The following is a 23,300-nucleotide window of genomic DNA, read 5'->3' on the forward strand; positions in this document are numbered from 1 at the left end:
GAGGCGGCGCCGACCAGCAGGACGCACCCGCCCTATTCCGGGTCAGCGTCCTGACTGTTGCGACTCAATTCCAGCGCCGCCCGATCAGTCCAATCCTCATCCAGCTCAGCCCTGACCGACACCCCCAGATCCCTGAAGTCGGTCACCTGCTTGACCAGATTGCCACGGCCATTGACCAATTGATCACAGGCCTTCTGGTAAGCATCAGTGGCCCGCTCCAGGCTCTTGCCAATTCCGTCCATGCTACCCAAAAAGGTGCGCAGCTTGTCGTACACCTTACCGGCGCGCTCGGCGAGCTCGGCGGTATGGCGATTCTGGTCCTCGAAGCGCCAGAGCTGCCGAACGATGTTCAGGCTGGTCAGTAACGTGGTCGGCGTGGCGACCAGCACATTCTGCTCGATGGCCTTCTGAAACAGGCTCTCATCGGCCTTCAAGGCTTCGACAAAGGCCGACTCGATGGGAATGAACATGAACACCATTTCAGGTGCGTTGAGTCCGGGCAATTCAAAGTAATTGCGATCCGAGAGTTCACGGATACGTTGACTGATCGCCTGTACATGCTCGCTCAGCGCAACACGCCGCTCGGTGTCGTCCTCACTATTGATATAACGGGTATAGGCATTCAGCGAAACCTTGGCATCGATGATCAGATGCTTGTCCTGCGGCAGGTACACCAGTACATCAGGACGCTGACGCTGACCCTCACTGGTGGTCATGCTGACCTCGCGCTGAAAGTCCTTGCCGGCGCGCAGACCTGAGCGCTCCAACACGTTTTCCAGTATCAGTTCACCCCAGTTGCCCTGGGTCTTTTTCTGTCCACGCAGGGCCGTGCTCAAATCATGCGCTTCCTGGGTGATCTGCCGGTTCAATTCCTTGAGATGCTGCAGTTCACTGGCTAGCGTGGCCTGTTGCTGGGTGTCCTTGTGGTGAATATCCTCAACCTTGGCCCGGAACTGATCGATCTGCTCGCGAAAGGGTTTGAGCAGTGCATCCAGCGACTGCTGGCTCTGCTGCGAAAACGCCTGGCCCTTGGCTTCGAAGATCTTGCCGGCCAGCTGCTCGAATTCCATTTTCAACTGATCGCGACTGTCCTTGAGCAACTGTTGCTGCTCGGCAAAATGCTGCTGCCGGTGCTCCAGGGTATTTTTCAGCGTCGAGTGATCCTGCCCCAGCTGCTCATGGTTTTCCTGCAATTGTTGCAAGCGGCTCTGCAGGGCGTCACGCTCGCGGCGCAGCTCATCAATCTGGCGGGCCTGCTCGGCGCTCAGCGTTTGTGCGCGTTCAGCCTGCAACTGCCAGGTCTGACGCTCCTGCTCAGAAGCGGTCAGGCGGTTACTGCTGGTTAGCTGCTGGCTTCTGAGTTCCTCAAGACTGACCTGCAGTAGCTCATAGCGCGCCTCCAGTGAGGCCTGGGCAGAATGCTGGTGATGCAGATCCAACTGCAACTGCTGTTGCTGTTGTTGCGCGGCCTGCAGCAAGGCCTGCAGCTGTGACGAACGGCGTAGCATCATCCAACTGCTCAGGCCCCAGGCGGCCAACAGGGCAAGCACCACCACAGCCAGTACCAGTGAGTCATTCAGGGGCATGCATTTTTCTCCTTTGCGGGTTAGGCATTATCCCTCCAGCGCCCACGCATTGTAAGCAGGATTGACAACAAACCCATACCAGCCGCGGATTTCAGCTTCACACCCCCCATTAGGGGGGGGCATACCTGACAACCTTGCGCATAGTGTCAATATCAGTGCGGGAGCCTCTATGGGCTCTCAGGATGGCCAACAACAGCCAGCATGCACTTGCCAAGGGTTCCCAATAACAACAAGCGCCCGGCGCGAGGAATACCATGACTAGGATAACAACAAGAAAATCCTTCAGTACCCTGCTAAAGCCCCTGACCATTGCCGTTGCCGTTGCCACCTCCTTCCAGGCCCAGGCAGTTCGCTTTGACCTGGGCGAGATCGAAGGCCAGTTCGATTCACAACTGTCCGTTGGCGCCAGTTTCAGCACCAGCAGCATAGATGATGACTTGATCTGGGTTGGCAATGGCGGCGGTGCCAATGCAGCCAACTCGGACGATGGCCGTTTGAACTTCAAGAAGGGCGAGATGTTCTCGCAAATCTTCAAAGGCACCCATGATCTGTCATTGGCCTATGGCGATACCGGTGTCTTCATACGCGGAAAGTACTGGTACGACTTCGAGTTGATGGACGGCAGCCGCGAACTCTATGACATCAATGACAGCGGGCGCCGAGACGCGGCCAAGTCATCAGGTGCACAGTTACTCGACGCCTTTCTGTACCACAACTACAACCTGGGCAACCTGCCAGGCTCGGTCCGCGTTGGCAAGCAGGTGGTCAGCTGGGGTGAAAGTACCTTTATCCAGAACAGCATCAACAGCATCAACCCGATTGATGTAGCCGCCTTCCGGCGTCCCGGCGCCGAGATCAAGGAAGGTCTGATTCCGGTCAACATGCTGTTTGTATCGCAAAGCCTGACCGACAACCTGGGGATGGAAGCCTTTTATCAGTTGGATTGGGAGCCGACTGTGCTGGATAACTGCGGCACCTTTTTCTCCTTTACCGACTCGGTGGCTCGAGGCTGCAACCAGGTGGGTGTCGGCGGCACACAACTGAATGATCCGGCTGACCCGCTCAATCCCTTTGTTTATGTTCCCCGCTCGAAAACCCGTGAAGCCCGTGACAGTGGTCAGTTCGGTGTGGCCTTCCGTCTGTTTGTCGATAGCCTGAATCAAACCGAGTTCGGCTTTTTCATGATGAACTACCACAGCCGTAATCCTGTCTTCAGCACTACAGCCGGAACAGGCAACCCAGCTGGATTTGGCTTCAACAACAATACCGGCGTATTTGAGGTCCCTCTGGACGCCAATTACTTCATCGAGTACCCCGAGGACATCCGTTTGTACGGTCTGAGTTTCCAGACCAATGTGGGCGGCATGTCTGTTTCAGGCGAAGTCAGCTATCGACCCAACATGCCCCTGCAGATCAGCACCAATGACTTGGTCGGCGCTGCTCTGGGCGCTGGCGGCAACCCTGTTACCCCGGTTAACGCCACGGGCATCGGCGGCACCGTGTTTGGCGTGCCTGCCGCACCGGGCACCGATCTTCACGGCTACAAGCGCATGCCGGTTACCCAGGCCCAGGTCACCGTTATCAACTTTATCGATAACGTAATGGGCGCTGACCGCCTGACGCTGGTCGGCGAGGTCGGATACAACCATATCGGCGGCATTCAAGATAGCCCGACTGAGCTGCGCTTTGGCCGTGACTCACTATATGGTTCAGGCCCCCTGGCTGTTCCCGGTGTCTGCGAAGGCGTGAATGCGGCACAACCCAAGTACTGCACCAATGACGGCTTCTACACCCAGCATTCCTGGGGCCTGCGTACCGTCGCCGAGCTGGATTACAGCGGCTATGCCGGTATCAACCTGAAACCCAATCTGGCCTTTGCCTGGGATGTGGAAGGCTACGGTCCGAACTTCAACGAAGGGTCCAAGGCGCTGAGCCTAGGCCTGAATGCCATCTACAACAATAAATACAACGCCAGCATCAACTACACGAATTTCTTCGACGGTGATTTCAACACCAACGTCGATCGGGACTTTGTGGCAGTCAGCCTCGGCGTGAACTTCTGACCAGGATGGAGACATGCATATGAAATCAGTAAAACATCTGGGACGCACACTGTCCGTGCTCGCCCTGAGCAGCCTGGCCATGTCGGTTTCGGCGGCTGTGTCGCCCGAGCAGGCCGCCGCCTTGCAAACCACCCTGACCCCCATGGGCGCCGAGCGTGCCGGTAATGCGGCCGGCACCATTCCAGCGTGGACCGGCGGTCTGGCCAGGGATGCAGCGGCAGTCGATGCCAAGGGTTTCTACGCCGACCCTTTTGCCGGCGACCAACGTCAGTTCACCGTGACCGCAGCGAATATGGAGCAGTACCGCGACAACCTTAGTCCCGGTCAGATCGCCATGTTTACCCGCTATCCGGAAACCTACCGGATGCATGTGTATCAAACCCGGCGCAGCAATACCGTACCCCAGGAAATCTTTGATGCGGTAGCTCGCAACGCGGTGAACACCCGCCTGGCTGAAGGCGGCAACGGTCTGGAGAACTTTGACAGTGCCTACCCCTTCCCTATCCCCCAAAGCGGTGTGGAAGTCATCTGGAATCATATTACCCGCTACCGTGGCGGCTCCTTTGCCCGCACCATTGCCCAGGCAACACCCCAGGCCAATGGCGCCAACACCATGGTGGTTTTCCAGGATGAGTTCACCTTTGCTACCGCACTGAATGACTACGGCCCGACTATCTCTGACAACCTGATGTTCTATTTCACCCAACGCGTACTGTCGCCGTCGCGACTGGCCGGTGACGTGCTGCTGGTGCACGAGAATATCAACCAGTTCAAGGAACCCCGTCTGGCCTGGATCTACAATGCCGGTCAACGTCGTGTGCGTCGGGCACCCCAGGTGGCCTATGACGGCCCGGCCTTTGGTTCCGACGGTACCCGCACATCGGATAACTACGACTTCTACAACGGCTCACCGGACCGCTATGACTGGAAGCTGATCGGTAAGCGCGAGTTGCTGATCCCCTATAACAACTATCGAATCGCCTCACCGGAGGTGAAGTACGACGACATCATCCAGTCTGGTCATATCAATCAGGATCTAGTGCGTTACGAATTGCACCGTGTCTGGGAGGTAGAGGCGACGCTCAAGGATGGCCAGCGCCATGTCTATGCCAAGCGTCATTTCTTCATCAATGAGGACAACTGGCAGGCGTCTGCGATTGATCATTACGATGGCCGTGGTGGCTTGTGGCGCGTGGCTGAAGCGGTTGGCATGCAACGCTTTGATCACCAGGTTCCAAGCTACGCAGTAGAAACCCTGTATGACCTGCAAAACGGTCGCTATGTAGCCCTGGGCATGACCAACGAAGAGCGGAGCAACTACGACTTCAGTTTCCGCGCCGCCTCAGCGGACTTTACCCCCAACGCCCTGCGCGCATCCGGCATTCGCTAGAAAGCAGGCAAAAAGGCGCCACCCGGTTTATCCGGGTGGCGCCTTTTTTATGGGAATTCCAAGCAATCCAGCTACTGAGCATATCCGCTCTGCAGCATGACGGCTGCCTGCGCGCGATTTTCAACCTTGAGCTTGGCAAAAATGCTCTTCATGTGCGACTTGATGGTTTCCGGTGTCACGTTCAGGTCGCGGGCAATCTGCTTGTTCGACTTGCCCTCGGCCACCAGTTGCATGACCTGGCGCTCCTTGACAGTCAGCTCCAGCAAGGCATTACAGCAGGCTTGGCTGACCATACCGGCAGAGCCACTCAGCAACGCTTCAACCCGGGTTATCCAGTCCTCCGAGACATGCCCAATCAGCCGGTCACAGGCTTGCGGCAAGGGCAGATCCTGAATCAGGCTGACCGCACCCATGCTGCATACCTGATCAAGGCATTGATCGAGCAAAAACTGCCCTCGTTCGGAATACCCATCAAGGCTGTATAGCGCCCCAAGGGTCAAACCCAGTTCGGCATGGGCCAGCACCAATTGCCGCTGATCAAGCTCTTTCAGCAAAACCTCACAATCGACAACCAGATCGCTGCGCTGCTCCAGTCCGTTCAGGGCCAGCCACAGCGCACTGAGGTGGGCAAGCAGTCGTCGGTCGAGACTGCCATCGGTCGATTCGTTCAGATCCATCTCGCGCAACGAGTGACTGCAGGCGATGGCCTTGCGGGGTTTATGATCCAGCAGGTTCAACCAGGTGCGCTCAAACAATACCCGCGCCCGCAAACGCGCCCAGCCACGCTGCTGTGCCAATGAATCCAGTTGTTCCAGGGTCCGTCGAGCACGAGTCATGGCGCCTTGGCGCACCTGCAGACGGGCATCCGTGCAGTAAGCCGCCGCCATGCAGTCAAGAAAGCCACCCATGGCAACAAAATCGATGGATTCTGCCAGGTGCTTCTCGGTCTGCGTGAGGTCACCGCGCCAGTAACTGATCTGCGCCAGCATGGCATGGGGCAGCGCCAGCAACGCGGGGTTGGGTCTGTGCAACTGTCTGTGAGCCGTGTTGTGCACCTTGGCCAGCAGCATTTGAACGCCCTCATGGGCGGCCTGCAGACGACCCTGCGCACTCTCTGCCAGCGCCTGTATTGCATGTCTGTAGCAGTCATGAAAAAGCATCGGCGGACTAAGCCGACCATCACTCAAGGTGGCCGGTACGGTGTAAAACGCGTCCCAGTTTGCCGCGTGATAATGACTGCAACTCATCAGATTGAGCAGCACATTGGTAATCCAGGGACGATGTGCCACAGCCTCATAGCAGCGTTGCGCCAGCGGGCCGGACACCTTGTTGTGATCCGCCAGTCCCAGCAGCATGGCCCGCAAGGCCTGCACTTCCCAATACAAGGTCTGGCTGGCCTGATCGGCAGGCTCAATGCATTGCTCAAGTTCGTCCAGCAAGGCCTGTGCCTTGGCGCCTTCAAGTGCCAGGCCAAAAGCCCAGGCGCGCGCCAGCTTGAGCGGCAAGCCAACCTGGTCAGCCTGTTGTTGCCAGCGCTTGTCGAGCATCACCAAGGTACTGAAATCACCGCACTCAAGCAGATCGAGCGCACAGTTGTTGATCCATTCCGCCACTCGCTCCGACTGACCGGCATCCAATTCAAGACGAATGGCGTCAAGCCACAGCTGCCGCTCGGCAAACCACTCTGCAGCGCGCTGCTGAAGGGCGGCGGCCTGGCCCGGATACTGCTCAAGACACTGTTTCTTCAGATAACTGCGCAGCATTGGATGCAGTGAATACCAGACATCATGGTCATCCAGGCAAACAAAAAATAGCTGATGGTGGTCAAGTTCATGCAGCAATCTCAGAGCGGTAGACTGACCAAACAGATGAGCTATGAGTGCCTCACTGAAGCTGTCCAGCAGGCCAAGAAAGGTCAATGCGGGCAGTAGAGATGCATCCAGCTTGACGATCTGCTCGGCAAACAACAGTGAGATGTTGCGCGTCAACAGTCGCGGCTGACCCTGCGGCGTGATCAACGGGGTCAACAGGAAGGATCTGAGCGCCGCAATCCAACCCTCGGAATGTTGCTGGATCAGCATCAGATCACTGGCCTGCTCAAGCTCTACACCGGCTTTTCTAAGCAAATCACGGGTCTCATCCAGGCTGAAACGCAGTTGATCGTAATCGATCTCCTGCAGGTCGTCGGCGTACAGATGACGGGTCAAACCGGCAGGCAGCTGCCGCCTGCTGAGCAGAACAACCTGTAAACAGGCCGGTGCACGCTGCAGAATAAAACGTAGCGCTGCTTCCAGCACCTGGTCTTCAACCACATGGCAATCATCGATAAAGAGCACCACAGGACGATCAAAAGTACTGAGCTCGTTGATCAGCAAACTGACAAGGGTTTCCACAGCAAAGAAGTTCGGCTCGGCGCGCAGGCTTAAACAGGCCCGGCCCAATGCCGGATCAGCGCGATTCAAGGCCGCAGCAAGATAGAACAACAGACGCTGGACCGACTGGTCCTCAGGATCCAGAGATAACCAGGCAACGGCTGATCCCTGGGCTGAAATCGCAGCACTCCAGATGCTCGCCAAGGTCGACTTGCCATAGCCCGGCGGTGCCCTAAGCACGGTTAATCGTGTATCTAATACCGACTCTGCCAGGCGTTCCAGACGTGGTCTGGGCAAAATCCCGCGCCCTAATCGGGGCGGTACCAGCTTGGTCGTCAGTAACAGGGGCAGATCCTGACCCGGGTCGAGGTTATCGACTACGAGTCGGGGAAGAGCAAGGGCAGTGCCTTTGATGATCATCGGCCAGGTCATCCTGATACGCGCGGGCCAATAGTGGCCTCTTGTTGTTATTGGCTGGCGGATCACATGGACGCGAACACAGATTGCGGTCGCTTTTGGCCGTGCTGCGACCCATGGAAAGTCCCCCAATTGACCATGAGCCTAGCATAAAGATAGCTGTAATTAGAGCAATTACTCGGTATTAATTTGTGTCTTGTTCTGCGACAGCTTGCATGGCTTGCATATGGGTTTCATATTCCCGCTGACGCACGTACACCTTGATCTGTTCTACCTGCTGTTCGCTCAGACTCTCGGCAAAGTCAGGCATACCCAATGATGCCAGGGCACCTTGACGCAGAATGACCTGATAGGCGTCGCGAATCGGTGCCGACGAGTAACGCAGGTCCGGTAATACGCCACCACCCACCACACCGGTGCCATGGCAAACAGCACAATACTGGCTATACAGAACCAGGCCGGCCTGTATATCCGTACTGGCCGCCACCACCGGTTCCGGGATACGTTCCGGCGGTGTTATCTCAGCCAATGCCGGCAAACTGCCCTGGGCGTCAAGACGAAACACCAGCAGACGGCTGACGTTGCGCACACCTGTTGCAACCGCCGCATCCCCGCCAAACAGCGCCGCTGCTCCGCCCCAGCCCGCCATCAGGGCGACGTATTGGTGATCACCATGCTGATAGGTCATGGGCGCGGCAATTACCCCGGTCTGGGCGTCAAACTGCCAGAGGGTCTGACCCTGGTCCGCGCTGTAGGCGACAAATTTGCCCGCAGCTGTGCCCTGAAACACCAGATTGCCTGCCGTCGTCAGGGTACCCCCGTTCCAGTGATTGGGGTGCTCAACCCGCCAGGCGGCTGATTGCGTGAGCGGGTTCCAGGCTATCAGCGCGCCCGAGGTGAAATCCCTCGGCAGCTCGAGGATCTCCGAGCTACCGGAGCCGGTATTGAAGGCCTTGCGCGGGACGAAACTGCGGCCTTCGTTACTGTAGGTGCCGGGTACCTCCTGATAGGGAATATAAACCAGCCCGGTGGCCGGGTTGTACGACATGGGATGCCAGTTGTGCGCGCCAAAGGGGCTTGGCCACATGACCACGGGTTCGTCTTCATAACGTGCCCCGGGGACTTCTACCGGACGACCGGTGGCCATATCGATACGCTCTGCCCAGGTCACCTTGCCAAACTTTTCCGCAGACAACAGTTCACCCGTCTCACGGTCGAGCACATAAAAAAAACCGTTCTTGGGCGCCTGCATCAGCACCTTGCGCGCTTTGCCGGCGATCTCCATCTCGGCCAGGATCATGTGCTGTGTGGCGGTAAAATCCCAGGTATCGCCTGGGTTAACCTGATAATGCCAAACCAGTCGACCGGTATCAGGGCGAATAGCCAGAATCGACGACAGGAACAGGTTGTCGCCACCGCCCGGGCTGCGTACTTCCCGGTTCCAGGGTGAGCCGTTGCCGGTACCGACATACAGCAGATCAAGGTCGGGATCATAGGCCATGCTGTCCCAGGCCGTGCCACCCCCGCCAAGCGACCAATTGGTAGCCTCGCTCCAGGTCTTGGCCGCCTCGACCAACTCGGGATGCTCGACCGGCTGATCAGGCGCAGCAGGCACGGTATAGAAGCGCCAGCGCATCTCGCCGGTCTCGGCATCGTAGGCCGAGAAATAACCACGGACACCGAATTCGGCCCCACCATTGCCGATCATCACCATGCCCTTGACCACCCGCGGTGCTGCCGTAATGGTGTAAGGCTGGCTGTTATCTGTGGTCTGCTGGGTCCACACCGGTTGGCCGGTAGCGGCGTCCAGTGCAACCAGTCGGCCATCCAACGTGCCGACATAGACCTTGCCATTCCACAGCGCAACGCCGCGGTTGACCGCATCACAACAGGCATGCCGACCCTTGGCCTTGTCTACCTGAGGATCATAACTCCAGAGAACCGCGCCGGACGTTGCATCCACAGCCATCACCCGACTCCAGGAGAGCGAGGTATAGAGCACACCGTCGCTATACAGGGGCGTGGCTTCCAGACCGCGGTTGTTATCCAGGTCAATGGACCAGGCCAGGCCAAGACGAGCAACACTGTCGTCGTTGATCTGGGTCAGGGGACTGTGGCGTTGTTCTGACCAGGTGCGACCGTGACTCAGCCACTCGCCACCCCCCTCTTCCAGCGCCCGTAATGCCGCTTCATCGACCTTGGCAGCCTGGGCCGACAAGGCGTACAAGGCGGCCAGTCCGGTCAGAACCAGGCCAAGTGCTGTGCTGGCAGATTGTCTTGTTGTTTTCATTTTAATGGTCTCTTCTGACGCGAGCGGTTAAGCGTTAAAGGGCTTCAATTCTTGGCAAAGGCAATAAGCGCATCTGCCACCTGCTGCGGCGCTTCGAGCGCGACCGAGTGGCCTGCGCCACTGATCACCCTGAGTTCGCCGTGACCAGCGCAATGGACAATCTGTTCTGACAAGGCCACCGAGTAGGCGTGATCCTGCTCGCCGGCCAGCACCAGGAGCGGAACAGATACACCGGCAAGCTCGTCAATCAGGCTGGTTCGATGGATAACGGCGCTGGCAGCGGCGGCAATGCCAGTCCCCAGGCCCTGCATTTTGCTGCGCCAGTGCGCCAGCATCGCTGCAGCCTCAGGATCTCCCAGACTGCGATCACCAAACATGATGTACATCAGTGCGTCGATATGGGCTGCCGTGCCCTGCACAGCAAGGGACTCGACCAAGGGCTCGAACGCCGCCAGGTTATGCTCCAGGTCGGCACTGCTACCCATGACGATGCAGCCTGCCAGCAACTGCGGGTGGCGTGCTGCCAGCCGCAGCGCAACAAAGCCGCCCATGGAGTTGCCGGCTACGTAGCAAGGCGCCAGGTTCAGAGCAGTAATGAGCTCGGCCGCATCCTCAGCCAACTGATCCATATCCAGCGGCCCTTCACGGCTGCTAAGCCCCTGCCCTCGATGGTCATACACCAGCAGGTCAAAATGCGCGGAGAGACGGGTAACAAGGGGATCGAACATGCTGTGATCGAAGAACAGCGAGTGACTGAGCAACAAGGTCGGCTTACCACGCTGGCCATGACGCTGGTAATACAGGGTTGCGCTTTTCAGTGTGATGTCGGGCATGACTGACTCCGGGCGCTGAGCTCATGGTAAATGAACACTTACCTGATCCTAGGCAGCCCGGCAGGGCTCTTTCACCCCCCTGTTGGGGGGTGTGCAATGGGGTATGGCACGGCATACACCACAGAAATGACAAAGGCCCTCAGAGGGGCCTTTGTCAGTTGACGCGTCGACTGGATCAGCAGGTTAACCGCACTTGCTGTCGCCACAGTTCAGGCAGGTCATGCAACCATCCATCTGTACCGCTGCCTTGGTATGACATTTACCACACATCTGCGCACCGGCCGGATAGGCACTGGCGCTGTCATCACAGGAGGCGTCGGTCTGCCCCTGTGGCTGCAGGCTGACGAATTCGGCGCGCTTCTGCTCCAGATAGGCGCGCTGATGATCGTCCATCTCATTGGTCAGCATGCCGATGCGGGTCAGGTGCTGCTCGAGCACATCGCCAATCTCGGCCACCAGTGACGGCATCCAGCGACCGCCACGCTTCATGTAGCCGCCCTTGGGATCGAACACACTGCGCAGTTCTTCCACCAGGAAGGTACAGTCACCGCCCTTGCGGAACACGGCGGAGATAATCAGCGTCAGTGCCGAGATCCACTGATAGTGCTCCATGTTCTTGGAGTTGATGAAGATCTCGAAGGGCCGACGAATTTCATGATCGCTGCCATGGTTGAGAATCACGTCATTGATGGTGACGTAAATGGCATGCTCGGAATTCGGTGTCTTGATCTTGTAGGTTGAGCCTTCGAGGAACTCGGGACGCTTGAGTTTCTCGTGCATTTCCTCGAGCTGGTCGTTGGCTGCAGCCGCCTCGAGGGAGGCAGCTGCCGCGGCGCTGTCATCCGCCTTGACCACTGCGTAATTGACAATCTTGCTGGATATTTTCAATGCCATGATGTGTTCCCTCTACCCGCCCGTGCGGGGCCTTGCTTGTCTATAAGGCAGGTGCCGCGGCAATCAGCCGGGCACCGGCGAATCAGAATTTACCGTAGTAGCCTTCTTTCAAGGCATCGTAGAGATTCGCAGCGCTGTGCATTTCGCCGTCATATTCGATCTCTTCGTTACCCTTGACCTCAACTTCGCTGCCATCTTCCAGCGTGAAGCGGTAGGTAGTGTTGGCCAGATCCTGCTCCTTGACCAGAACACCCTGGAAGGCCTCCGGATTGAAGCGGAAGGTGGTGCAGCCCTTGAGACCCTTTTCGAAGGCGTAGCGGTAAATATCCTTGAAGTCTTCGTAAGGGTAATCGGTCGGTACGTTGGCGGTTTTCGAAATCGAAGAATCCACCCACTTCTGCGCAGCGGCCTGCACATCAACATGCTCGGTCGGTTTGACATCATCGGCAGCGATGAAGTAATCCGGCAGATTACGGGTACCGGCTTCCATGCTCGGCAGCGCATCGGCGTTGATAAAGTGACGGTAAGCCAGCAGTTCAAAGCTGAACACGTCGACCTTTTCCTTGGACTTCTTGCCCTCACGAATCACGTTACGGTAATAGTGATGGGCAAAGCTTGGCTCAATACCGTTGGAGGCGTTGTTGGCCAGTGACAGGGAGATGGTCCCGGTCGGGGCAATGGAACTGTGGTGGGTAAAGCGACCACCCTTCTCAACCAATGCCTTGACCAACCCGGCATCTTCTGCGGCAACCTGCTGCATATAGCGGCTGTACTTGGCCCAGAGCACCTTGCCCTTGATTACCTGACCGGCCTTGATACCGTCCTTGCGCATCTCGGGCCGCTTGGCCAGCATGGCTTCGGTGACCGTGAACTCCTCGTCCATGATCGGCGCAGCACCCTTCTCTTCAGCCAGCTGCAGGGCGGTACGCCAACCCTGGATAGCCATTTCCTTGGACACCTGTTCTGTGAAGTCCAGGGACTTGGCCTCGCCATACTTCATGCACAGCATGGTCATGGTCGAGCCCAACCCGAGGAAGCCCATACCATGGCGACGCTTGCGGAAAATTTCGTTGCGCTGCTGCTCCAACGGCAGACCATTGATCTCGACTACGTTGTCCAGCATGCGGGTGAAGATATCCACTACCTTGCGGTATTCCTCCCAATCGAAGCTGGCCTTGTCGGTGAAGGGATCACGGACAAACAGCGTCAGGTTGATTGAACCCAGCAGGCAGGCACCGTGCGGCGGCAAAGGTTGCTCACCACAGGGGTTGGTAGCGCGAATTTCCTCGCAGAACCAGTTGTTGTTCATCTGGTTGACACGGTCAATCAGGATAAAGCCAGGTTCAGCAAAGTCGTAGGTCGAGGACATGATCACATCCCAGATACGACGAGCCTTGATCACCTTGGACACGCGGCAGGCCACCTTGCCATCTTCGCGGCGCAAGTAGCGATCAGTAGCGGGCAGATCGCGCCAGATCACCTGATCTTCATTGTTGACGTCGAGTTTGTCGGCATCGGCTTCAGCCTGGGTCAGCGGGAAAGACAACTTCCAGTCCGCGTCTGCAGCCACCGCATTCATGAAGTCTTCGGTAATCAGCAACGACAGGTTGAACTGACGCAGGCGACCACCCTCGCGCTTGGCGCGAATGAAATCCATGACATCCGGGTGACCGACATCAAAGGTCGCCATCTGGGCACCACGACGGCCACCGGCGGAGGACACGGTGAAGCACATCTTGTCGTAGATATCCATGAACGACAGCGGGCCGGAGGTGTAGGCACCTGCACCGGAGACATAGGCACCCTTGGGGCGCAGGGTAGAGAATTCATAGCCGATGCCACAGCCAGCCTTCAGCGTCAGACCAGCCTCGTGCAGCTTGGACAGAATGTCGTCCATCGAGTCACCGATGGTGGCGCTCACGGTACAGTTGATGGTCGAGGTAGCAGGCTTGTGTTCCAACGCACCGGCATTCGAGGTGATGCGTCCGGCTGGAATGGCACCATGGCGCAGCGCCCAGAGGAACTGTTCATACCAGTGTTCACGCACTTCAGGAGCTTCGACATCGGCAATGGCACGGGCAACGCGCTGGTAGGTCTCATCAACGGTCTTGTCGATGGCTACCGCTTCCTTGGTTTTGAGGCGGTATTTGGTATCCCAGATATCCAGCGAAGCTGGTTGCATGGGAATATCGTTTACCACGTTGTGCAAGCGCTGCACCTTGGCTGTCTGGCTCATTCTTATCTCCTGAAATGCTCCGATACGCCCCGTAGAACCAACCCATCAGGAAAGACGACGTCCTGGGGAGTCTGCGGGAAAGAAACACTACTTCTTGTGCATTGGAGGCAATCCTAGACCCAGATATGGTAAAGATCAATATCGTTCGAGGCAGAAAAAAGGGGTTATTTTGCTTGACTTGAGCGAAGCCTGATGACTTCTGGGCGGCTGCCAAAGCCGACAGGCCGCCAGGTTCGCGGCCCGATCAATTCAGGACGGCTCGGATTAGGGTAGAGAGCCGTCTATCGGAAAAAAGTAGCCATGGCTCCAGACACCCAAAACCTCGTGTCCGCCATGTTGATGTTCAACCGCGAGGTCAACCAGCTGGTAGAACAGCGTGCGACTGATCAAGGCATCCAGATTGCTGCGGACGCGGACGTACGGCGATGGCTCCTCGGTCTCGGCATCCACCACCACTCGGATAGGGTGCTCCAGGTTGACCTCGACCTGCTCCTCCAGATTGGTGGTAAAGACCAGAACCTGATCTGTGCCACTTCCCTGCACCTGCAAGGTGGTAGCGACAAAGGGCACGTCATCCACCTGAATGGCCCAGCGCTCGACGGGGGTCACCAGGTAATAACGGCCATCATCATCCAGTCGCAGAATACCGGCAAACAGCTGCACCAGAGCTTTGCGGCGGATCGGGCCACCTTCGTGGTACCAGGTGCCGTCGCGGGTGATGTGCATATCCATCTCACCGCTGAGGGGTGGATGCCACAGGTGCACCGGTGCCGGCTCACGCGGTTTGCTCGAGCCAAGGCCAGGAATGCTGTCGATCAATGACTGGGGTGGCAACCCGCGCAGACTCATAACCTCTCCTCAGCGACCCAGCAGGCGACGGGTGTAATCTTCCAACGGACGGCGTAGCAGATCCTCAGGCTCGGCCTGATAAAACTGCAGAAAACCACCGCGTGCCTGAATCACAGCAAAATCAATCAGGCGCTCAGTTGAGGTTTCCAGCAACATCAGTTGAAGAACGGCCTTGTCCAGACCCAGATCGGCAAATTGCTGCGACTCGTTCCAGTGTTCAAGATCGCCTACGGCGTCCCGGGCGCGGGCAAAGCGACCGTAAAGCAGGTAATCCGAGCCGTGCCTGCGGGCCTCGGCCAACGCCTGCTCCAGACCCTGTGGCTGTTCAGCCCGACGCACCCGAGGAAAGACTTGAACGGCTGCGGCGAAGGTTTCCTCGGCGACCACATTGGGCCGGGAATAGCTGTGCCCAACGGGCAAAAAATGGCCTTGTGAAATAAACAGTGCGGAGTCCGACTGCAATGTCCAGGTGGCACTGCGAGTGATCTCGTAATGGTTCATCAGACCGGCGTCACCCAGATAATGGCGCGCACTTGTCTGCATATCGGAAGGCTTCATGCAGGCACCCAGCACAGCCAACGTCAGTATCAGGATTGTCCAACGCAGCATGTTCATATCCTCACAGCCCTCGCATCCACTCAGGTCGCAGTCTGGCATGCTCCGGCTGGTTTATGGCGCTTCGCACCTGCGCCAGCAAGCGTTCCTTGTCGGCACCCAGCTCACCCTTCAACACCAGTGCATTGGAGGCATGGTCGCTGCGGAATACCGTATTGTCCAGTTGCAACTGATCAATCAGGCTTTCCAGTTCGGCAAACAGGCTGGGTTGATCCAACTCTTCAAAATCGGGGAAACGCTCACGGTAACGCTCAAGTCCCTGTGGAAAGCTGACCACCAGGGTCGAGAGAAACTCCGGCTGAGTCAGATTCATCAGCCGCGCCGAGTTTCGCGCATGCTGCTCACTCAGGGCCTTGCCACCCAGACCGTTGAGAATCATCACCGAACGCTGCAGCCCGGCCTCACCGGACTTCAACAGGGCCTCGGCGGTAGATTCAAAGGTTTCGCCCTTATTGACCCGTTCTAGTACCTCATCATCACCGGATTCGGCACCGACATAGAGCATGGCCAGCCCGGCTTCGCGTAACTCGCGTAACTCTTCCACTGACTTGCGCTTGAGGTTGCGCGGCAGGCAATAGGACGTGACACGTTCGACCGTGGGCATATGCTCACGGATCGCCTCGAGAATAGAAAGCAGGCGACGGGTTGGCAGGATCATGGCATCGCCATCGGCCAGAAAAACCCGCTGCACGATCAGTTGCTCACCGCTGCGGCGGATATCTTCAAGCACCTGCTGCTCATCACGGGCCCGGAATTTTTTCTGCGGCGCGGTATACATTTCGCAAAAAGTGCACTGGTTCCAGGAACAACCATTGGTGACCGGCAGAATCAGTGAGTGGGCTTCGCTGGGTGGACGGAAAACCGGCTCGATATAACTGATGGGGAACGCCTGAACTGCGCGCATGAAGCCACTCCTGAAAAATAAAAACAAATGGCTGCAAACATACCCCAATTCACCTATGCAAGACATCACCTTTATAGGGGCATGGCACTTGGCAGCTATCGAAGTTAGTTTCTGTGCATGCGAATGACAGAATTGAATATCGGCTCGGCCTGAGTGTTACTCGCAGTATGGCCCACACACGGCAATTATTCTTAAAAAGGACAAGAACAATGCAACAATTTCGCCAAGGGTCGCCTATGCGCCCTACTCTCACCTTGTTGGCGTCGGCCTTACTGGCCATCTCACTGACTGGCTGTCTGTCCAGCGGTGGTGGCGGTGGCGGAAGCACCCCGCCAGAGCCGCCAAGAGCCAGCACAACTCAAGGCGATTATACTGGTATTAACCTGGATGATATGCGCGTTTTTCGCGGTATTCGCTATGGTGAAGCGCCGGTTGGTGAGCGACGCTTTGCTTCACCACAGCCAGCACCTGAGCACGAAGAAGAGATTGCACTATCGGACCAGTTTGGCAGCGCCTGCCCGCAGGCCGGTGGAGCATTTGGCCCGGCCAGCAATAACGAGGACTGCTTATTCCTCAACGTGTATGCCCCTGCCGAGCCAGGCGAGTATCCGGTTATGGTCTGGATTCACGGCGGTGCGTTCGTAAGTGGGGATGGTGGAAGCAGCTACGAACCCCAACGACTGGTTGAGCAAGGTATCGTCGTCGTTACCATCAACTACCGATTGGGCATGCTTGGCTTCCTTCCGCACGCCGCCCTTGAGGGCAGCAATTTCGGCTTGCAAGATCAGCAACTGGCTCTGCAATGGGTACAAGACAATATCAGCGCCTTTGATGGCGACCCTGATAATGTCACCATTTTTGGAGAGTCTGCTGGCGGTCACAGTGTTCTCAGCCAACTGGCCTCACCCGGCGCTGAAGGGCTTTTCCAAAAGGCCATCGTGCAGAGCGGCTCCTATAACGGCGACCAAATCCCACTTGCAGATCTTGATCTGGGTTTCACCGTCATCCCGGGTGGCCAAACGTTGTTTGCTGAACCCTTCATCAACGAAACCAGTTGCGCCGGTGAAGAAGGCACAGCACTGGTTACCTGTTTACGTAACCTTAGTGTTGCCGAGATACTGGCTGAGCAGCCAGCAAGTATTATTCCAGTGACTGGGACGCCAACCCTCCCGACATCTATTAATGCCTCCCTCACTTCAGGAAACTTTAACCAGGTTCCGGTGATGATCGGCAGTAACTTGGAGGAAGGCGCTCTCTTTACTCTTCTTGCAATTGCAGGTGGAGCAAACCTTCAAAGCGAAGAAGGCTACAGAACTGCTGTAGCAACACTGCTCAGCGAAAATCCGCGCCTGGACACCGCTGAAATTGCCGATATTTACTTAGAGAAACAAAACCCTTTAAACCCAATTCCATTCATTACCGCATATACACAAATTGGTACGGACTGGCGCTTTAACTGCCCCAACAATAACCAATGGAGTCTACTTGAAGACCGCGTAGATACCTGGGGCTACTGGTTTACAGACCGCAATGCCCCGAATCCCCTTCCAATAACATCACCTTTCCCACTAGGGGCATCACATACGGTTGAAATTCAATATGTGTTGAATACGTTCGATACTTTGACGGAACGCGGCGCAGGGGAAAACCAACTCAGTCTGGCTGACTATATGGCCGAATACTGGGCTAACTTTGCCAAATTCACAGATCCGAACAGTACTGACGGTGCAGCAGAGGCGGTCGAATGGCCACGCTACATCGATGGTGGCAACATTATTCGCCTGGATGCCCCAACTCCAGCCTCTGTAGCAGTTAGTGATTTCCGCACCTTCCATGAGTGTGAAAGCGTATGGAATAACCCACCACTCCTTCCTCTTCCTTAATCTGCAGTGGCTAACAACAACGCCGGCTAATGCCGGCGTTGTTGTTTTAACAGCCCGAGTCAGTCAGCCGTCACATTGTCTGTCTCACCAACTGATTCCTTGCGCCCCCGCTTGGACCGGTTGCCCATGCGCACACCCACGTCCACCAGAAACTGCATATAACCTTCCGGATCTTCGATCACCTCGCGCCAGAAGGGTGAATGGTGCATGGACATGGCGCCCTGAACCAGGGCCCAGGCCGCGCAATAGTGAAAATAGGCGGGTACATCCTCGAGCGAACCCTCATCGATACGCAGCTGAATCACGCCCTTGAGGTGATTGAAGTTCGATGCGCGGATCTGATGTAACTGCTCGACCATCTCGGGCAACTGGTTGGCCTTGACCAGCTTTTCCTCCAGCCGGTCAAACAGACGATAACGGTCCGGGTCCTTCATGCGGAAGGCAAAGTACTCACGGGGCAATGCCGTCTTGTCCTGAATAAAGGCATCTGAGTGCAGCAGTTCGGCCAGATCCCGCTCATAGTCGAGCATCAGACGTAGATAGATTTCAGCCTTGGATTTGAAATGCTTGTAGATGGTGCCTTTGCCGATACCGACATCATCAGCAATCATTTCCACCGTGACACTGTCTTCACCCTGGTCAAGAAAGAGACGCAGGGCGGTATCGAGGATTTCCTGTTCGCGGCGACGAAACTCACGAACCTTTCGGGATTCTTTATGCATGGTCACTGATACTTCCGGGCTGGCAATAGAATGCGAGCATTATGCCACTTCATGACCAGCCTGACACAAGTGATGCAAAGCTGACCCAAAAGCCCTTTTGTGAACGCGCCTTCAACATGAACATATTTGAGGAGAGGGCTGAGCTGGAAGCCAGACTAACAACGGTTGACGATAAGCTTGCGCCAGAGTATTCCAAATCAGTTTATAAAAGAGGCGAATGTCAGTGGCAGAACGGCGAATTGCGTCAATACTGAATACATCAGGTCTGCGGTGTTCCCCCCAAATACCGCACCTGTCTGGACAGACTTCAGCCCTGTCCTTGCAACACTCCTAATGGTCTTGACCCGGACTCTTCCCCCAGAGTTCGGGTTTTTTTTGTCCGGTTCATTTGGCCAGGGGAAACAACCGATGAAAGTTCTCGGTGGTGTTGCAGCTCAGTTGCTCCAGCGTCTCACCACGCAACTCGGCAAGGAAAGCAGCCACTTCATAGACAAACTGTGGCTCGTTCGGTTGGCCGCGGTGTGGTACCGGCGCCAGATAGGGTGAATCGGTCTCGACCAGCAAGCGGTCCGACGGTAGCCGCCGTGCAACATCACGCAGCGCTTCGGCATTACGGAAGGTGACAATGCCAGACAGTGATATGTAGTAACCCAGATCCAGCGCCGCACGGGCCATATCCCAGTCTTCGGTAAAACAGTGCAATACCCCGGTATTGGCCAGATCGGCTTCACGCAACAAATTCAGAGTGTCCTGCCGGGCATCGCGAGTATGAATAATCACCGGCTTGCCGGTTTCCCGAGCCGCATCCAGGTGGCAGATAAAGGAGCGCTGCTGTTGTTCCGCCATCTCGGGCTGATAGTGATAATCCAGCCCGGTTTCACCAATGGCCACGACCCTGGGGTGATCCAGGGCACCAAGCAGCCACTGATAGTCGGTAGGTTGATCATCACCAAGGTCAAGGGGATGAATACCCACACTGCAGTACACGTCCGCATAGCGTTCAGCCAGCGCCTTTACCCTGGGTGCGTTGGCCGCATCGACGCCGATACAGAGAAATTTGCCTATGCCCCGGTTGCGTGCAGCATCAAGGGCCGCATCCAGGGAGCCTTGATGGGCAGCCAGGTCAAGGCGATCCAGGTGGCAGTGTGAGTCAATCAACATTGCATCGGGGTCACATGGTGTGGGTAGGTCTGTCCGACTTGAGTGCACCAGCCAGGTAGGTTTCTATCTTGCTGCGCGCGGTATTGTCCTGATCACTGAATTGCACACCAATACCGGCAGCGCGGTTGCCCTGCGCGCCCTTGGGGGTAACCCAGATAACCTTGCCGGCCACCGGAATCTTTTCTGGCTCTTCCATCAGGTTCAGCAGCATGAACACTTCGTCGCCCAGACGGTAGCTCTTGTTGGTCGGAATAAACAGACCGCCGTGTTTGACGAAGGGCATATAGGCTGCATATAGCACAGACTTGTCCTTGATGGTCAGGGACAGTATTCCATTGCGCGGACCTGCCGCTGCTGTGGGCGTACTCATAACATTCTCATCCTGATTGTTGTGGCGTCAGATTAACGCCTTTCCAGCAGTTTTTTCCACTCTATCAACAAGGTCTCGGTAAACAAGCCCCGGTTGAGGTTGGCACGGTTCTGGATCAGTGCCCGATGCGAGAGTAGCCAGGCCTGCCAATCCATCAGTTGCCCAGGGTTCAGACTGCGCGCCATATAGCCCAGCACCTTGTCCATATCCTGATTGTCTGCCACCTGGGTCGCGCGGGTTTGCAGCTTGAACAGATCAAGCGTCCAGCTGCAGAACCAGTCGACCAGCAAATCAAGTGGTAGCTTCGACCAGGCATCGGCCAGTTGCGCCGGTGACTGCTGTTGCTTGAGCAAGGCTTTGACCCCCTCAACCACTGTGTTGCGCATGGTCAGTGCATCCAGTTCATGCAGTGCCATTGCCCGCAAAGGCGCCCCGCCAGCCATCTGCAACAAGGTAGCACGGGCTTCGGCATCCGAATCCGGCAGCGTCTCTGTCATCCACTGCAGAGACTGCGCAGCGTCCGGTGTGATCAAGGCTTGATGACGGCAGCGACTGCGGATGGTGGCCAGCAAACGACTGGGCTGATCACTCACCAACAACAGGAAGGTATCCCGGCCAGGCTCCTCCAGTGATTTCAACAGGGCATTGGCGGCATTCAGGTTCATAGCCTCTGCTGGGTGCAGCAACACCAGTTTTCGGCCACCCTGCTGCGCAGTCTGGCCAATAAAATCAACCAGTTGACGTATAGCGTCAACCTTGATGCCCTTGCCCTCCTCCTCCGGTTCAATCAGCAGCAGATCGGGATGGCTGCCCGCCTGCCGCAGCAGGCAACTGCGGCATTGTCCGCAGGCCGCACCGCTGTGTGGCTGAGTACAGAGCATGAAGGCAGCAAAGGCATGGGCAAAACGCCGCTTGCCAATGCCAGGCAGGCCAGTGAACAGATAGGCATGGGCATGCTGGGGCTGGGCAACCAGGCTCTGCCAGAGCGGATCATGCCAGGGACAGGGCCGCTCAGACATGCCAGCGTTCCAGCACTTCATCGATAACCGGTTGCATGGCGGCAGCTACCTGTTCAAGGTCACCACTGGCATCGATGATACGATAGCGCTCGGGGTGGGCTGCCGCACGGTCCAGGTAAGTGCGACGCACCCGTTCGAAGAAGTCCTGATGCTCGACCTCGAACCTGTCCAGTTCACTGCGAGCCCGAGCCCGCGACATACCGATCTCGACCGGCACATCAAAAATCAGCGTCAGATCAGGCCGGAGCTCAGCCTGAACCCAGCTCTCAAGCTGCGCTATGCGCTGGCTATCCACACCCCGCCCACCACCCTGGTAGGCATAGGTTGCATCGGTAAAGCGGTCACTGATCACCACCCGTCCTTGCTTCAACGCCGGGACGATCAACTGATGCAGGTGCTGGGCACGAGCAGCAAACATCAGCAGCAACTCGGCGTCTGAACAGATGCTCTCTTCGTGATGACTGAGCAATACCTCACGAATGCGCTCGGCCACCGGGGTGCCGCCCGGCTCACGGGTGACCATAGGGTCACAGCCTGCCTGGCGCAAAGCCTGGGCAAAAATCTGCAGATTGGTGGATTTACCCGCGCCCTCTGGGCCTTCAAAGGTCAGGAAAAGTCCGCTCATGGCGTTGCGCTCTCCTGACGGGCAGGTTCTGGACTGACAGGCGCCGGACTGGAGCGGTAATCGCTGCGACGCTGCAACTGATAAGCCCGCACGGCGCGGTTGTGTTCCTGCAACGAATTGGAAAAGACATGGCTGCCATCGCCACGGGCAACAAAGTACAGGCTGGTGCCGGGCTCGGGATTGACCGCCGCCATCAGGGCTTCGCGACCCGGCATGGCAATGGGGGTCGGCGGCAACCCGTCAATGGTATAGGTATTGTATGGCGTGGGCTCGCGCAGATGGCGGCGGCGAATATTGCCTTGGTAACTGTCACCCATGCCGTAAATTACCGTAGGGTCGGTCTGCAGACGCATGCCGATACGCAGTCTGCGGGTAAAGACACCAGCAATTTCACCACGCTCATGCGGCACCCCGGTTTCCTTTTCAATAATCGACGCAAGAATCAGTGCTTCGTAGGGGGTCTTGATCGGCAGATCCTCGGCGCGTGCTGCCCAGGCCTCATCAAGCACCTGCTGCATGCGCTGGTAGGCGCGGAGCAGAATGTCACGGTCGCTCATGCCCAGCGTGTATTGGTAGGTATCGGGAAAGAAACGACCCTCGGCATGTTCGCCTTCAAAGCCCAGAACACGCATAACCTCTTCCATTGACCAGTCTGGCTTCAACTGCTGCTCAAGACGTTCGGCGCGGCTCAACTGCTCACGCACCTGGCGGAAGTTCCAGCCCTCTACCAGGGTCACACTGCGCTGCACGACCTCCGCCTTGATCAGGCGCTGAAGCAGGTCTGCGGCGGTCATGCCCGGTTCCAAGGCATACTCGCCTACCTGCAGAACGGCACCGGGCGTCTGCCACTGCCAATAGCGCCGCAACCATTGACCCCGAGTCAACATGCCATCCTGCTCAAGCTGGGCAAAAAGCCGGGCGGGGCTGGTCCCGACCGGCACATCAAGACTTTGTGGCGCCTCGATCTGCAATGGCTGCTGTAATACAGTTTGCAAGCTGGAGTAACCCCATAACGCCAGGGAGCCCAAACAAATACCAGCAAAAACAAACAACAAGAACACGTATTTGATA

18 protein-coding genes are annotated in these 23,300 nt (G+C 57.0%); 3 read left to right on the plus strand and 15 right to left on the minus strand.

The window, feature by feature from the left end:
* Positions 1-32 precede the first annotated feature (32 nt).
* Positions 33-1,586: a DNA recombination protein RmuC gene (locus AC27HQ_RS05680; protein WP_487155115.1), complete on the minus strand. Its 1,554-nt coding sequence runs from the start codon at positions 1,584-1,586 to the stop codon at positions 33-35.
* Between the two features lie 254 nt (positions 1,587-1,840).
* On the opposite strand from AC27HQ_RS05680, the gene AC27HQ_RS05685 reads away from it, so the two are divergent.
* Together AC27HQ_RS05685 and AC27HQ_RS05690 are read left to right on the plus strand one after the other, a co-directional pair.
* Positions 1,841-3,649, plus strand: a complete 1,809-nt coding sequence (locus AC27HQ_RS05685; protein WP_487155116.1) for a DUF1302 domain-containing protein — start codon at positions 1,841-1,843, stop codon at positions 3,647-3,649.
* Between the two features lie 19 nt (positions 3,650-3,668).
* Positions 3,669-5,039: a DUF1329 domain-containing protein gene (locus AC27HQ_RS05690; RefSeq protein WP_487155117.1), complete on the plus strand. Its 1,371-nt coding sequence runs from the start codon at positions 3,669-3,671 to the stop codon at positions 5,037-5,039.
* A 71-nt stretch (positions 5,040-5,110) separates the two neighbouring features.
* Here AC27HQ_RS05690 and AC27HQ_RS05695 read toward each other — a convergent pair whose 3' ends face one another.
* The 8 genes from AC27HQ_RS05695 to AC27HQ_RS05730 form a co-directional block, all read right to left on the minus strand.
* Positions 5,111-7,831, minus strand: coding sequence for a LuxR C-terminal-related transcriptional regulator (locus AC27HQ_RS05695; RefSeq protein WP_487155119.1), 2,721 nt, complete (start codon positions 7,829-7,831; stop codon positions 5,111-5,113).
* Between the two features lie 181 nt (positions 7,832-8,012).
* Positions 8,013-10,118: a PQQ-dependent dehydrogenase, methanol/ethanol family gene (locus tag AC27HQ_RS05700; protein ID WP_487155121.1), complete on the minus strand. Its 2,106-nt coding sequence runs from the start codon at positions 10,116-10,118 to the stop codon at positions 8,013-8,015.
* A 44-nt stretch (positions 10,119-10,162) separates the two neighbouring features.
* Positions 10,163-10,951, minus strand: a complete 789-nt coding sequence (locus AC27HQ_RS05705) for an alpha/beta fold hydrolase (RefSeq protein ID WP_487155122.1) — start codon at positions 10,949-10,951, stop codon at positions 10,163-10,165.
* A gap of 183 nt (positions 10,952-11,134) precedes the next feature.
* Positions 11,135-11,845: a TSCPD domain-containing protein gene (locus tag AC27HQ_RS05710; RefSeq protein ID WP_487155124.1), complete on the minus strand. Its 711-nt coding sequence runs from the start codon at positions 11,843-11,845 to the stop codon at positions 11,135-11,137.
* Positions 11,846-11,927: 82 nt separating this feature from the next.
* Positions 11,928-14,081, minus strand: coding sequence for an adenosylcobalamin-dependent ribonucleoside-diphosphate reductase (locus AC27HQ_RS05715; RefSeq protein ID WP_487155125.1), 2,154 nt, complete (start codon positions 14,079-14,081; stop codon positions 11,928-11,930).
* 264 nt (positions 14,082-14,345) lie between these two features.
* Positions 14,346-14,930 (minus strand): DUF1285 domain-containing protein, encoded by a 585-nt coding sequence (locus tag AC27HQ_RS05720; protein ID WP_487155127.1) that lies wholly within the window; start codon positions 14,928-14,930, stop codon positions 14,346-14,348.
* Between the two features lie 9 nt (positions 14,931-14,939).
* A complete protein-coding gene (locus AC27HQ_RS05725; RefSeq protein WP_487155128.1) occupies positions 14,940-15,539 on the minus strand; it encodes a DUF4823 domain-containing protein in 600 nt (199 codons plus the stop codon).
* 10 nt (positions 15,540-15,549) lie between these two features.
* Positions 15,550-16,449, minus strand: coding sequence for a radical SAM protein (locus AC27HQ_RS05730; RefSeq protein ID WP_487155129.1), 900 nt, complete (start codon positions 16,447-16,449; stop codon positions 15,550-15,552).
* Between the two features lie 209 nt (positions 16,450-16,658).
* On the opposite strand from AC27HQ_RS05730, the gene AC27HQ_RS05735 reads away from it, so the two are divergent.
* Positions 16,659-18,332: a carboxylesterase/lipase family protein gene (locus AC27HQ_RS05735; protein ID WP_487155130.1), complete on the plus strand. Its 1,674-nt coding sequence runs from the start codon at positions 16,659-16,661 to the stop codon at positions 18,330-18,332.
* Between the two features lie 59 nt (positions 18,333-18,391).
* Here AC27HQ_RS05735 and AC27HQ_RS05740 read toward each other — a convergent pair whose 3' ends face one another.
* The 6 genes from AC27HQ_RS05740 to mltG all read right to left on the minus strand — a co-directional run bounded on the left by AC27HQ_RS05740 (position 18,392) and on the right by mltG (position 23,299).
* Positions 18,392-19,054 carry a TetR/AcrR family transcriptional regulator gene (locus AC27HQ_RS05740; RefSeq protein ID WP_487155132.1) on the minus strand — a complete coding sequence of 221 codons (663 nt, stop codon included), beginning with the start codon at positions 19,052-19,054 and terminating at the stop codon, positions 18,392-18,394.
* 384 nt (positions 19,055-19,438) lie between these two features.
* Positions 19,439-20,215 carry a TatD family hydrolase gene (locus AC27HQ_RS05745; RefSeq protein WP_487155133.1) on the minus strand — a complete coding sequence of 259 codons (777 nt, stop codon included), beginning with the start codon at positions 20,213-20,215 and terminating at the stop codon, positions 19,439-19,441.
* A 10-nt stretch (positions 20,216-20,225) separates the two neighbouring features.
* The gene (locus tag AC27HQ_RS05750; protein ID WP_487155134.1) at positions 20,226-20,585 is read right to left on the minus strand and encodes a PilZ domain-containing protein; all 360 of its coding nucleotides are present in this window, start codon (positions 20,583-20,585) and stop codon (positions 20,226-20,228) included.
* A gap of 32 nt (positions 20,586-20,617) precedes the next feature.
* Positions 20,618-21,604: a DNA polymerase III subunit delta' gene (locus tag AC27HQ_RS05755; RefSeq protein ID WP_487155136.1), complete on the minus strand. Its 987-nt coding sequence runs from the start codon at positions 21,602-21,604 to the stop codon at positions 20,618-20,620.
* Positions 21,597-22,229 (minus strand): dTMP kinase, encoded by a 633-nt coding sequence (gene tmk / locus AC27HQ_RS05760; protein ID WP_487155137.1) that lies wholly within the window; start codon positions 22,227-22,229, stop codon positions 21,597-21,599. The genes AC27HQ_RS05755 and tmk overlap by 8 nt, the downstream gene beginning before the upstream one ends.
* Entirely contained in the window at positions 22,226-23,299 is a 1,074-nt protein-coding gene (gene mltG, locus AC27HQ_RS05765) for an endolytic transglycosylase MltG (protein WP_487155325.1), read from the minus strand. Before mltG ends, tmk begins: the two co-directional genes overlap by 4 nt.
* Position 23,300: the final 1 nt, after the last annotated feature.

This window comes from Halopseudomonas sp. 4NH20-0008, from assembly GCF_057548395.1.